The following is a 12,943-nucleotide window of genomic DNA, read 5'->3' as shown; positions in this document are numbered from 1 at the left end:
ATTTCTCTATAAAATAAAAGAAACCCAAACCTAAAAGTCTGAGTTTCTTTGTTCTTCTCTTCGTTGATATTCAGTTGTATGTCGGTAAGTCCCACGCGCAACCGCTCTACCATCTAATGTGACAGGTACTTCAATTAATAAATCGCCACCTTGCATCGGTACCGCTCCACTAACACCTGATTGTCCAGGAGAATAATTGAATACTTGATTTGCGACACTACTTGTCATAGCTTGTCTACTATTTGACATGTTTCCATATACGCCACTCATGACCCCTTTTAATCCTGATAGCTGACTCATAGAACTAGCCATCATACGACTCATATCACCCATTAATTGATTCATAGTTCCAGTGATACCAAGCGATTTTTCTTTCGAAGATAACGGAGTAACTGTAATTGAATTACCTTTTTTCGTAAACATCTCAGGTCCAGCTTCACCTGTAATAAATGAGCCATCCCCTACAGGCTTTCCACCTTTAGCAAGCATCGGAACATATGGAATTGTAGGAGCGCTTACTCCTGGAATTTGATTTAATAATTGGGCTGGTGTATTGAAAGCATAAATGAATTTATTTATCATACTAATAATTCCATTTATAGCCGATTTTATACCACTTTTGATTCCACTCCACACACCGAGTATAGCCGATTGCATACCTTCGAATGCACCACTAACAGCCCTTGTTACCCAACGTACAGGTGTCATAATTGCATCTGTTAATCCACTCCATACTGATGCTGCTGTGTATTTAATTCCTTCCCAAATATTTGAAAGTGTGGATTTAATACCATTCCACACGCTGGTGCTTGTACTACTAATCATATTCCAAACTGTTGATATAGCTTCTTTAATATTATTAAAAATAGAACTTGCTGTAGAAACGATTGAATTCCATAAACTAGACAAATAGTTTTTTACAGCGTTCCATACCGCACTTGTTGTAGAACTAATCGTGTTCCATGTATTTATGATCCATTCTTTTATTGAATTAAAAATTGGTACCACAAAAGCAACTAATCCATTCCAGCATGCTTGCAAGAAATTCTTAACTGCATTCCACACAGTCACTGTTGCTGAACTGATTGTATCCCACACAGCAATGATCCAAGACTTGATTTGTTCAAAAATCGGCACAACAAATGCTACAATTCCGTTCCAACAGGAAACTAAGAAATTCTTAATCGTTTCCCATACCAAACTTGTTGTAGAACTAATCGTATTCCAGCATTCTGAAATGAAGTTCTTAATACCTTCAAATATTGGAGTAGCAAAATATAAAATAGCTGTCCAAATTGCTTGTAAGTATTGAGTAATGAAATTCCATACCGTTTGGATCACTGTGGAAATACCGTTCCACATCATAGAGAAGAAATCAGCAATTCCTTGTAAAATCGGCATTATGAAAGCAACTAGACCATTCCAAGTTTCTTGGAAGAACGTTGAAATTGAAGTCCATACTTCAGTAAAGAAGGTCGCTATGCCTTGTAAAACCTCTGTTAAATATTCAACAATTCCGTTCCAGATTTCTATAAAGAAGTCGGATACAGAAGTCCAAGCACTGCTAAAAGCCTCTAGTATCGTTGTTCCCCAAGTAGTAACAAACTCAATAATGCTATTCCAAATTCCAGTTAGAAATTCTAGTATACTATTCCAGAGCTCTTGCGTTCCTTCACTCATACTATTCCATGTATCTGATAACCATTGAACTAAACCGTTCCATAGACCTATTAAGAAATCTCCAATAGCATTCCAAGCATCAATAGTCCATTTCGTTATAGAATCCCAATTTTGATAAATGGCTACACCTAAAGCAACAACTGCGGCTACAACTATAGCAATTAATGCTACCCATCCCATCATTGCAGCCCCTATGGTGGATATAACGACAACTATTGGCGCTAAAGCCATAAATGCTCCTGAAATTACACCAATAGCTACTGCGATAGCTGCCAATGTAGCTGCTAGTTTTGGGTTGTTAGAAATCCAATCAGCAATTTTAGCAACAACATCGGCTATCACTCCAAGAACTGGTTCGAGAGCCATTTTTAAATCTTCCATCGCTTTTTGGAATTTAACAGCTGGACTAGCATCTATTTTAGAAGTAGCGCCGTTCAGATCTTCTACTCCTTTTTTTAGATCAACTTGCTTCCCTTCTGCCTTCAAAATCGTATCAATAATTTTCTTTCCTTGGTCTTCCCAAAGGGTCCCGAACATTTTCGTCCCAAGCTGATTTCTTACGGTAGCATCTTCGACGCCAGCTAAAGCTTTTGTGGCTTCCAGCATGGCTTTTTGGCCACCTTCTCCACCTTTAGCGATAGATTGCCCCCAACCTTCAAATTGCTCAGCAGAAATATTTGTCTGTGATATGATTTCTTTCATGGATTTATCAAGACCATTACCAAAGTCAGCCATTTGAATGCGACCTTCTTTAACACCCGATATGTTCAACAGGATTCGCAACATCCTGCCAGTTCTCTTATGAACTTCTGTATATCACTATACAGACCAGACTATATCATCATCTTTATATAAGATGCTCCCCATTTCGGATGTCATTGGCTTACATCCTACGCTTTTCAGCTAGTCGTTGCACGTTCCTATATTAAAGGCTTCGCTCAGTATTGTCTCTTTTGAGAGTTCCACTGAATTAAAGGAGTTTTCTATGAATGTCGCCACTCATAGGGACAACTTTTTATCCAATAGGTTGTCTATATTCCAGCTTTTCGTGTCCACACCAGCTGACATAATTCCTTGAACTTCTTTAGCTGTAAAGCCAGCTTGAACCATTTGGTCACCATATTCAGCAATAATGTCTAATTGTTCAGGCGGAAAACCTGTTTTTAATAAGGTGTTAACTAATCCTAAAGCCTCTTCATTAGTAATTCCTAATGTTGCACCAATCTCATTTGTTTCTTGTATAAGCTCATTAAAATCAATGCCAGCATAGGACGCCGCAATAGTCGCTGCTCCTTTAACCACAGCGGCATTTGTTTCATCAGAAGCATCCTTATTCAATGCCCATTGTTTTCGAACACCTTCTAAGGCTTCTTCAGCATCAACACCATACGTCGTTACACCCCTTACAGCTTCTTCTACTGATTTTTTCGAAGCCTCAGGAACATCAAAGGTGATATCAATCTTTGTTTTTAACTTAGACATGTCCATTGCTTGTTCAACTGCACTTGCAATACCACCACCAGCAGCCATGCCGCCTATGACATTTTCTAATCCTACTTGTAAGCCTTCAAACTTTTTCTCTGTTCTGCCGGCTTCTTGCTGTAAATCTCTTAACTCATTTCGCACTTGTTGAATGGAGTTCCCATCATCCACAGATCTGAGCGCACGTTGTAATTTCTCAATATCTGCCTCTGTTCCTAATGCTTCCCGACCGATAAGACCAATCGCTTGTTCTAACTGCCGACTTGTAGCTGTTCCGCTTTTAATTGCATTCACAAGACGATTTCCTAATGCCCCTGCAAAATCATCAACGCTTTTTCCTGTAGCGCTAAACAATGTTTCTAATTGTCTTGTTGAACTTGCTACATTGTCTTGCTCAGCCTTCATGTTTCCGAGTTTATTTTTCAGACCATTAAGCGATCCTTCTGTAAATTCAATTTCACGCCTAAACGCACGGTATTGTTCTTCGGAAATTTTTCCGTTTTGGAATTGTGCTTGGACTTGTTGTTCCGCTGCTTTCAATTTATCTAGCTTTTGTGTTGTATTTTCGATTTGTTGAGTAAGTAACTGCTGTTTTTGTGCCAATGCTTCCACATTGCCTGGATCGAATTTCAACAACCGTTCGACATCTTTTAACTCTTTAGTCAAAGAATCACTTTGCTTATTAACATCTTTTAAGGCGTTTTGTAACGGATCAGTATTACCACCGATTTCAATCGTAATCCCTTTAATTCTTCCTCCTGCCATCATCTCACTCCTTTCTTAGAATGAATCGAAGTCTTTTTGGCTCGCTTTACGCGTTTTGTCTTTGTCTGGATTCTCCATTTCAGCGAATTCAGCAATGTAATCAAAACAGTCACCAATTGTCATAACTTCTAAATCCCAATGTGTTAGCTTTGATTTATAACAAAGAGCAAGGAACGTATCGGTTGATAACTCTTCATCACCGAAAGCTCCTTGCTCTCCATTAGTTTTCTTTATTTTTTTTTTGCTCCCATTGTACTTTGAATCATATCCATAATTTCTGGAAGAATCTCAGAAATAGGGAATTCATCAAAACCATCTAGCCATGTAATTGGTTCCGCAATTTCCGGATTTGCTGTTTTCGCATATAACCAAACTAAATCATAAACAACCTCAAAATCCACTTTACTCAAATCTGCATTCGCTAAATCAATAGTAGCTAGTGAGCCAGCTTGAGGATTTGAAGGAGCAATAACCCCTAATTTAAGCATATCCGCAAATAAATCACGTCTAAATTGTGCTTTATAGCGTTTAACCGTTGCTGCTGTGCTTTTTAATCTGACTTGTTTTCCATCTATTGTAATTGTCTTTTCCATTTGCTTACGCTCCTTTTGCTAATGTAGGTACTTTTGTATACACTTTTTTGTACCAATTATCATAAATATCTTGTTTTGATTTAGTAGTAGTTTTCGTTTTAACCATGCGTTTCCCGTTAATATCAATAGGGCTTGATACAAATTTAAGTTCATTTGTATTAGGCTCTGCCGAGTTTGTTTTCGTTTTAGATGCAAGTGTTGGACGACTTGCTGAACAGTTAAACATAACGTGTCGAGTCGCACGTACATCACCATCGAATTCAAATAATAATGCAAATGGTTTTCCTTTCGCATCAGCTAACTCGTTTAACACACCGTCTTCTTCGTCCAATTCCTCTCCTAATGCATCAACAGCAAATTTTTCTGGAATAGTTGCGATTGATAACGTACCATCATATCCTTGGTTGTTACTTGCTGCATAGTAAAGCATGTCATCAGCATAGAATTCAATTAAATCCCCTCGTGGATCAAACGTTAATTCAACCGCACCTGGCAATGGAATTGGAGAACTAAATGTAACTACACCATCTTTAATGTCAAAAAGTGCATAATGGACATTTTTTAAACCGAAAGCTACTTTGTTTTCATTCATTTATATCAACCTCGTTTCATAAAATTTTTGATATATTTTTTCTGTTTCAATAGTCCCTTCGAATGGCGAATTATAAGGTATTTCATGATCGTTCAGGACTTGTTCAAGCTTGGCTTCTGCAACTGAATCTTTTCTATTTGTATAAAGCTCTATATTTAAATCATTTATCTTGTGATAGACCTTATTATCAGCCATGAGATTGGCTGAACCATCCACAAGAAAGCAAATATAAGGTGGTGCTGGAACTGGATTAGTTGGTGTTGCTGTGAAATGCGAATAAGCCACAGGATAACCTGTAGCTTCAAGAATTTTTGTTAAATCACCTAATGTCATTGCCCAATCGTCCTTTCGATACGTCTTGGCAATTCGTCAATTACATACTCTTCAACTGGACGAATGTGCACTTGTGCTGGTACTCGACCACCACCGACTTTTGCATGTCCATTTTCTAAAAGGTGTGTTAATTGCCCTTGTGTATTATGAAGAATAACACCCTTTCCTTCTTTTTTCTTGCGCCAGCCTTTACGATAAGCACCTGTTTTTTTAGGACTATTTTGCTTTAATTTTTCTACAGCAACATCAGCCACTTCTTCTTGTGTGGTCAATAATTCTTCTTCCACAACATTTGCATATCTTTGTAATTCTCTAGCAAGATCCCTCGCAAAATCGTTCATATTAAACATGCTCCTTTGCGATAATAGTCAATGTTTGATACATTTCATCGTCATTCATTGGCGGTTCGATAATATCAAAGATACGACCTTTCATATTAATTCGCATTTCTTCCGTAATACCAGAAGTATAAGGAATCACAAAACGATAAACCCGTGTAGCCTGTGAAGCTGAAGCTTCAATATACTCGGAACCTTTCACCGTTTTTATCATTGACCAGGCTTTTTTGAATTCCCGCCAAGATGTTTCGATTACTTGGTTTAATTCATCTTTTATTACTACAGGTTGTTCAATGATAATTCGATTCCTAAAATCACCTGTATTCAGTGGTTTTTTGTACTGAAAAGGACGCATATTAATCACCTTCCAGTTTGATTTCTTCTAAAGCTTTTTGAATGCCAAAGCTATTTATTTCTGTTAAAAAATTTTCAGAAAAATACTCAAGTGCATCATTGTAAACATAACGGGAACGTTCAAAAACTAATTCTTTGAACGTCTGGTCTTCGTTTATGTCATATGATCCACAGTCTTTTATTAAAGCTTTATTGGATGCAAATAGGATGCGTCTTAGATTATCGTCTTCCTCATCACCTAATCGCATCCTATCTTTGAATTGCTGCAAAATCTGATCTGAAATTATTTTGTCCATTCACATCACCCTTGTGTTGGTGGCGTTACTTCTTCAAGTTTCAATGTGTAAACTTGTGAAGTGTATTTATCCTTTGGTTTACCTGTAGCATATTGTTTAGCAATATAAACTGTTGCATCTTCTAAAGCTAATGTTTCCTCGTACTTTTTGATTGGTTCTGTGCCTCCCATCGCTGCAACATACTGGCCTTTAACAAAGAATAATACTTTACCTTGAGGTACAAACACCGACTCTGTAAGGATTGGGTTAAATGGCAAGCTAGTTACATATACTCCAGCTGCGTTTTGAATTGTCGCGTTTGCTTGAATATCAAAAGTATCAAACGGATTAGTTACCATAACCACTTTACCAGCAATATTTTTTGGTCGATCTGCATCTGAACCATCAGCGTTTAATTTTTTAGCTAGTAATTTAACAACGCCTTTTAATTCATTGATTGTTTTACGACCTGGTTCAAACGTTAAAGTACCTACTGGCTTTTTATCTGGATATACCCCATTCACAACACTTCCACTTGGATCTTTTAATAGTCCAATAGGTTCATTTTTACCTGTACCAGCAACAAATCCACGTTCTAATCCGACTTTCATTGCTTCTGTAATCATTGTACGAGCGTATCTTTCTACCCAAACAGGCCCAAGTTTCAGCATGTCGTTTGCTAATGGGATAAACGCTGTTAATTTAAGTTGGGAAATGCTATCTTTACGGAATGTAGCATTTAATTGGCCTTTGATCCCATCAAATAGCGGCCCCCATACTGCTGCTCCCTCTGGGTCTCCGTAAATAAATTCTGTTACTGCGCCCAGATTTTCAAGACCGATATGTTGTAAGAAAGGATGATCTTCAACTAAATCATCAAAGATTCGTTCTTGCGTTGTTTTTGGTAATGTTTCAGTAGACTTAAAGCCACCTTCTTCCACAACTGCATTAAAGAACTTCATTTCCTCACTTGTTAGTACATTAGCGCCACGAGACTGCATAATAGAACGATCTACCATAGATTCATTTACTTGATTTAAAATATCTGAACGAACATCTGTAGCAAGTGCTTCAATCATAGAATTCAATGCTGCTGATTGTTCTTCTGCCGTACCTTCCTGTGTTGCTTTCGCAAAAGCTAGTTTCTTATCTTCAAAATTATTAAATTTAATCACCATATTTTATTTTCCTCCTAAAGTTAAAAAGAGCGTACTCAGATTCTGTTTTGTATTAACAGGCTCTTGAATAGGCTCTTTTGGATTTTGATTATTTGGTTGTTTCGTATACTTAGCTACTAAATCTTCTTTGAAATTTTCTACAACTTCCTCTTCTTCATCTTCTTGCGTATCATCAATTTCAATTTCATCAGCAATTTCATCAGCTAAACCAAGAGCAACAGCTTCCTCTGCTGTTAGCCAAGTTTCATCTTTTAAAAGCTGTTTTAATTCTTCATCTGTTCCAACAAAACGTTTTTTATAAGATGCGGCTAAAGCTGAATCAATCTTTCGTAAATCTCGTGCTGTTTTTTCAAAAAGATCTGCATTTCCATATTCAAAGGTACTTGCTTGATGAATCATCATCATAGTATTGCTAGGCATAATGATTTTATCACCTGCCATCGCAATTACAGATGCGGCGCTAGCTGCCCAACCATCAATATGAACTATAATTTCTGCATTGTGCTGTTTTAACTGATTACAAATTGCTACACCATCGAATGCAGAACCTCCACCCGAATTAATATGAACGTGGATTTTTTCTGCTTTAACATCTTGAATTTTTCTTCTTACTGCTTCAGCATTATTTTCACTAAACCATCCACCAATTGACCCATAAACGGTTAATTTATACTCATTTTCTCCTTTAGCTTCAAAACGAATATCTCGTTTTAAATTTAAAAGCTTATTCATATTCACATGTTGCATTATTTCTCACCCCCTTCAGATTTATCTAATCTTGTATAGTTTTTCGTAATGTGATGAACATTTAAGTTCGGATCATCCGAATCTTCATAATCTACTTCTGATCGAATCTCATTTCCTGTAAATGCACTTGAAGATATGAGCTTATCAATACTTGTTGCAAGGTCAAATATACTTTGATAAGAAACAGCCTTAATTTCAATCTTTTTCCCTAAAAGATACTCATTCATTTCAAAGAATTTAACATTCGCTTCATCAGATAATTTTTTTAATAATGGCCGTACTGTAAAAAGCATGTAGTTTTTCGTTTGCTTCTCTACATCAGCCATTTCTCCATATAATAAAGCCGTTGGAATACCAAATGCCATAGCTACTTGATTTAAGAAACCATTTGTTACTTTGTTAATTTCTTCCACACTCGGCCCATTTGCAACACCATTGTATATCTCGTTATAATTAATACCCTTTTGTTGCGGAACAATAGCTATATCTTTTGAGCCAATCGACTTATACATGTTGTCTATAAACTCTTGTAACTTCGCTATTTGTTCTTCTGTTTTAGCTCCAATCATATCCATATCAACCGTTCCACGAACTTGATTTTTACGCTTCTGTGAGTTTAATATCCTACCAAATAAATCACCGTAATCTGCAAATAAACCATCAATAAGTGGAGATAATTTATCATTTCGATACTTTAAGTGAATAACTTCGCTTTGTTTAAAACTTCTCTTAAATGTGTAATCTTTTACTGTTACATCTGTAAAAATATCTTCATATACGGCATATTCGTTATGCTGAAATCCATCAGCAATAAGCAAATCACCATCATCCGCCTGTACAACTAAACACTCATTATCATAAATAAGTTTACGGATAAATCTTTCCCAGAAGGTACTTGCAGTCATATTCTTATTCGGTCTAACGTTTAGTCGATAATAAAGCTCATTCTTCTCAAATGTTTTACCGTTTCTTACCCTGAATTCAGATTGACTAATCGTTCTCCCTAAAAAAGATACGCATGTATCAAGTGCTAATCGTTTCATATGAAGCCTATTTGCCGTATCAGCAATCAAATCTAGATCTAGCATAAATTCTAACTCTTTATTTCTTTTAAATACTGAACCTAACCATCCAATGATTATCACCCCCTTTATTAGAATTTAATATCGCCTATTAAGAACTCTGTTGACTCTCGTATCTCGTCAGCTCGATAAAGAGCATGGACAAAACACTGGAATCCATCCGTTTTCCTTCGCACAGGTTCTTTTTTCTCATAAATCTTGTTGCCATCACCTTTAATAACAACTAATACATTTTGCGTATACCAGCGCATTAGAGGATTATCATCAAAAATAATTTGTTTATTTGCAAAGGCCATTTCAATACGTGGTGCTAGTAAACTGTGAATTGCTTTAGGATTTCTAATAATTTCAACTTCAAAACCTTCAGCTATTAACAATGGTTTTATAGCTTCTAATCTGAAATTATCACCTATAATCTTTTTAAGTCCGTAACTCTCACGCATCGCTACAAACCAATCTACAATGTGAGATGGATTTATAGTTGGTTCGTCCACAACTGTTAGCAGCCCTTGTTCTTCCCATTCTTTAATTGGTGCGAATTTTTGTTTTTTATATTCACCAGCTTTTTTTGAATAGCCATAGTAAATATCAACAAATTCCTTACGCACAAATGAATGTGTTTTAAAAATATAATCGCCATTTTTTCTAAACAAAAGTCCACATGCAGCAAAGTCTCGCATACTTGCAAAGTCTAACGCTCCGATACATTCTTGACCATATAAATCAGGAAACGGGCGATTTGTAGCAAGGATTTCTGACCATTTTGCAACAGAGCGTTCTAAATTTGTAACGGGTAAGTTCATACGCTTTGTCATGAACTCTTCTCTGTTACTTGGATCATCCTCTAAATCTTCATACTCTTCCTTTATCGTTTCAAGTAACCCTTCAGCATACTCGCTTAACGGCTGCGATAACATAGGGTTTGCCATTTCCCAATTATCCGGATCATCAACTTCTTTTTCATCATTCAATTTACAAATGAATGGAAAGATAGCGTTTGGACGGGCTTCACCATTTAAAACCTTCATTGCTTTTTCTTTTTGCTTATCTAAGAAACCATCACGTACATATCCATCTGTACCAATATAAAATTCGCGTGGATTTTTCTTTTTCCCTAAGCCACTGATATGGACTCGAACATCTTTATTGCTTTCGTATTGATGTATTTCATCAAATACAACCGCGCCATCACGCAAACCATCTTTCGTATCTCCGTTTGATGTCCTAAACTTCAATACACTTCCGGTAGCTTTGGAAACAGTTTGAGTTAATGTTGTTTTAAATGCTCGTTGCAATATTTCATTTCGTTTAACGCATTTATGAACTTCATCAGGACTTGTTTTCGCTTGTTCTTCACTGTTTGCAACAACGGAAATGTTATACTCCGGAATACCATGCATTTCACTAATTAAAAAGTGAATAATGACTGATATTAATCCGTTTTTACCGCCACCACGCCCAAGCATCCAAAGAAATTTACGATAAAATACGCGTCCATTTTTCTTGTAAAATAAAAAGACGAATGCTATTAAGAATTTCTGAAAAGATTGTAATGGAAAGTACCACTTCTCACCGAAGCGAATACACTTCTCAATCATTTCATCATCAAAATATAAATCGTCTCTGTTCAAAACATATTTTTCTAGATATTCAATTAACAATTCTCTTTCTTTATTGAACTTCACTTTTCCACTTCGATAAAGTTCAATATATTCACCAATGTACTTTTGCCCAATCATGTTAGATCACTTTCACTATAACCCGCATTAGGAATGTTAGCCTTAACAACAAACTTTATATCTCTGCCTAACGCGATTAAAGAACTGTTAATTTTATTCCTTTCTCCTATGAGAGGGTGGGCTTTAACAAAAACTTGAGAACCGTTTTTTACTGTTACGGACTCGCCTTCCTTATTAATAGTTTTATTTATTTTTCTAAATGCTTTAACAAGATCAATGTATCTTTCTACCTTTTCAACTTCGACTAAATCTGCAATATCAATACTATTCATGAGCTGTTCTTTTAACCTTATAATACTAACAGCCATCTACCCACCCCCCCTTACGTGCGTAATTCCGAAAAAAACCTGACAGTTAACCCCCTCCTCCGGTGCCCCTTAGACGAAAAAAAGCCCAATTTTTGAACCGGGGGGTGTTTATGTTGAATCATTTTTACCACTTTTCATCGTTTTCCCATTTATTCGGTTTCTTTTTGAATGTTCTATCGTGTTCTTTGTTGTGATGCAATACGCAGACGGTTTCTAAATTATCTATTTCTAATGCAAGTTCTGGATGGTGTTCAAGTTCCTTTATATGATGGACAACGAGTTGAATCTTCTTACGCTTGGCACTCTCGCTGTACTCATTGGTGTCCACACGAACACTACCATTGCGTTTACACTCTTGGCATTCATAGTTGTCACGCTTCTTTACTTGTTCTCGTGTTCTCTTCCACTCACCACTATCATAAAACTTACGCTTCTGTTGTTTTGTTTTATATTCATTCACTATCCTTAACCTCAATCACACCTGTATCAATCCGCTTCTCTCGGTGTTGAATATCAAGGCACTTCTTACAATAGAAAGTAGCTGATACATCTACACCATAACGATTAGCATCAGAATAAAAAGAAGTAGTCTCACTATCTAGCACCTGATACTTATGCTCACACATCTATCCTCACTCCTTACTCACTAAGAATTCATCAATCGTTTTATCCAATACATTAATAAGTGATTCTCTTGTTTGTTTCGGTGTCATATCTTCACTAATTTCATTATACAAAGCTACAGCCTTTTCTAATTTCTGTGGATCAATATGTTCCTTTACTAACCCCAAACCAATAGTATTATTTATTAAGTTACCTATAATAGCTGTTTGTTCTTGTTTATTTAGTTTCATTTGTTCATATTCCTCCTCCAAAATAAAAAGCATCCGAATGGATGCTTAGATTAAACTTATTCATTATTACTTTCTCTACTTTCATCATCATCTGATTTCAGGTCTAACATGCTTCCTATATCAGGCGGCAAAGTTAACTCTATACCAGCTACTGGTTGATTATCCTCATTAAAATAATACTTCTTTATCTTATTCAATTCTTCATTTTTCTTGTTTTCACTCATATTACCCCGCCTTTTATGTGTGATATTAAACACTTTACTTAATATGTACATTAAGAAAGGTAATATACTATTTTTTCATTATGAAAGGGCAACTGTGCACCAACTTCCCTTTCATCGTAATTTTATAACTATAAATCCGGTAAATGAAGTTTTATTCTTCTTCCAACCACCTAATGTTGTTTACATTTATCTACACAAACATTATTAAGTCCCTGGAAGAAGAGCAAAAGCCCTTCTCCGTTTACACAACGTGAATTGCAATTGAATGTGAAAACAAGAAACAACTGTTCATCCAATCTACAACCATCGCCACCGGTTATGACGATCCATTTTCAGTTATAAGGAATTTTGCGAGCAATGTTTTCCGCCATTTCTCACAATACAAATATATCACTTTGA

General features: G+C 36.2%; 17 protein-coding genes. All 17 read right to left on the bottom strand.

All coding sequences use genetic code 11. From position 1 onward, the window contains the following. Positions 1 to 30: 30 nt before the first annotated feature. The 17 genes from QCI75_RS08570 to QCI75_RS08490 all read right to left on the bottom strand — a co-directional run bounded on the left by QCI75_RS08570 (position 31) and on the right by QCI75_RS08490 (position 12,544). Positions 31 to 2,415, bottom strand: coding sequence for a hypothetical protein (locus QCI75_RS08570; RefSeq protein WP_353761506.1), 2,385 nt, complete (start codon positions 2,413 to 2,415; stop codon positions 31 to 33). A gap of 264 nt (positions 2,416 to 2,679) precedes the next feature. Further along, positions 2,680 to 3,927 carry a hypothetical protein gene (locus QCI75_RS08565; RefSeq protein WP_353760273.1) on the bottom strand — a complete coding sequence of 416 codons (1,248 nt, stop codon included), beginning with the start codon at positions 3,925 to 3,927 and terminating at the stop codon, positions 2,680 to 2,682. Positions 3,928 to 4,157: 230 nt separating this feature from the next. After that, the gene (locus tag QCI75_RS08560) at positions 4,158 to 4,520 is read right to left on the bottom strand and encodes a hypothetical protein (protein ID WP_098253083.1); all 363 of its coding nucleotides are present in this window, start codon (positions 4,518 to 4,520) and stop codon (positions 4,158 to 4,160) included. 4 nt (positions 4,521 to 4,524) lie between these two features. Beyond that, positions 4,525 to 5,112 carry a major tail protein gene (locus QCI75_RS08555; RefSeq protein WP_353760271.1) on the bottom strand — a complete coding sequence of 196 codons (588 nt, stop codon included), beginning with the start codon at positions 5,110 to 5,112 and terminating at the stop codon, positions 4,525 to 4,527. Continuing rightward, positions 5,113 to 5,445, bottom strand: a complete 333-nt coding sequence (locus QCI75_RS08550) for a hypothetical protein (RefSeq protein ID WP_353760269.1) — start codon at positions 5,443 to 5,445, stop codon at positions 5,113 to 5,115. It lies immediately after the preceding gene. Further along, complete coding sequence (locus QCI75_RS08545; protein WP_353760267.1) at positions 5,442 to 5,786, bottom strand: HK97 gp10 family phage protein; 345 nt, start codon at positions 5,784 to 5,786, stop codon at positions 5,442 to 5,444. The genes QCI75_RS08550 and QCI75_RS08545 overlap by 4 nt, the downstream gene beginning before the upstream one ends. Before the next feature lies 1 nt (position 5,787). Beyond that, positions 5,788 to 6,138 carry a phage head closure protein gene (locus QCI75_RS08540; protein ID WP_353760265.1) on the bottom strand — a complete coding sequence of 117 codons (351 nt, stop codon included), beginning with the start codon at positions 6,136 to 6,138 and terminating at the stop codon, positions 5,788 to 5,790. A gap of 1 nt (position 6,139) precedes the next feature. Beyond that, positions 6,140 to 6,433 carry a hypothetical protein gene (locus tag QCI75_RS08535; protein WP_353760264.1) on the bottom strand — a complete coding sequence of 98 codons (294 nt, stop codon included), beginning with the start codon at positions 6,431 to 6,433 and terminating at the stop codon, positions 6,140 to 6,142. Between the two features lie 5 nt (positions 6,434 to 6,438). After that, a complete protein-coding gene (locus tag QCI75_RS08530) occupies positions 6,439 to 7,590 on the bottom strand; it encodes a phage major capsid protein (protein ID WP_353760262.1) in 1,152 nt (383 codons plus the stop codon). A gap of 3 nt (positions 7,591 to 7,593) precedes the next feature. Further along, positions 7,594 to 8,337, bottom strand: coding sequence for a head maturation protease, ClpP-related (locus QCI75_RS08525; protein WP_353760260.1), 744 nt, complete (start codon positions 8,335 to 8,337; stop codon positions 7,594 to 7,596). Then, positions 8,337 to 9,482: a phage portal protein gene (locus QCI75_RS08520; RefSeq protein ID WP_353760258.1), complete on the bottom strand. Its 1,146-nt coding sequence runs from the start codon at positions 9,480 to 9,482 to the stop codon at positions 8,337 to 8,339. Before QCI75_RS08520 ends, QCI75_RS08525 begins: the two co-directional genes overlap by 1 nt. Positions 9,483 to 9,490: 8 nt before the next feature. Beyond that, a complete protein-coding gene (locus QCI75_RS08515) occupies positions 9,491 to 11,158 on the bottom strand; it encodes a terminase TerL endonuclease subunit (protein WP_353760256.1) in 1,668 nt (555 codons plus the stop codon). Continuing rightward, on the bottom strand, positions 11,155 to 11,466 hold the full coding sequence (locus tag QCI75_RS08510) for a P27 family phage terminase small subunit (protein ID WP_353760254.1): 312 nt from the start codon (positions 11,464 to 11,466) through the stop codon (positions 11,155 to 11,157). Before QCI75_RS08510 ends, QCI75_RS08515 begins: the two co-directional genes overlap by 4 nt. 124 nt (positions 11,467 to 11,590) lie before the next feature. Further along, positions 11,591 to 11,926, bottom strand: coding sequence for an HNH endonuclease (locus tag QCI75_RS08505; protein ID WP_353761504.1), 336 nt, complete (start codon positions 11,924 to 11,926; stop codon positions 11,591 to 11,593). Next, positions 11,919 to 12,092, bottom strand: a complete 174-nt coding sequence (locus QCI75_RS08500; RefSeq protein WP_353760252.1) for a hypothetical protein — start codon at positions 12,090 to 12,092, stop codon at positions 11,919 to 11,921. Before QCI75_RS08500 ends, QCI75_RS08505 begins: the two co-directional genes overlap by 8 nt. Positions 12,093 to 12,098: 6 nt before the next feature. Continuing rightward, positions 12,099 to 12,320, bottom strand: a complete 222-nt coding sequence (locus QCI75_RS08495; RefSeq protein WP_353760250.1) for a hypothetical protein — start codon at positions 12,318 to 12,320, stop codon at positions 12,099 to 12,101. Positions 12,321 to 12,376: 56 nt separating this feature from the next. Further along, on the bottom strand, positions 12,377 to 12,544 hold the full coding sequence (locus QCI75_RS08490) for a hypothetical protein (RefSeq protein ID WP_353760249.1): 168 nt from the start codon (positions 12,542 to 12,544) through the stop codon (positions 12,377 to 12,379). Positions 12,545 to 12,943 lie beyond the last annotated feature (399 nt).

This window comes from Bacillus cereus group sp. RP43, assembly GCF_040459645.1.
Classification (GTDB): Bacteria; Bacillota; Bacilli; order Bacillales; family Bacillaceae_G; genus Bacillus_A; species Bacillus_A mycoides_C.
Note: the sequence above shows the minus strand (reverse complement) of the source record. Positions and strands in the feature narration are given on the sequence as shown.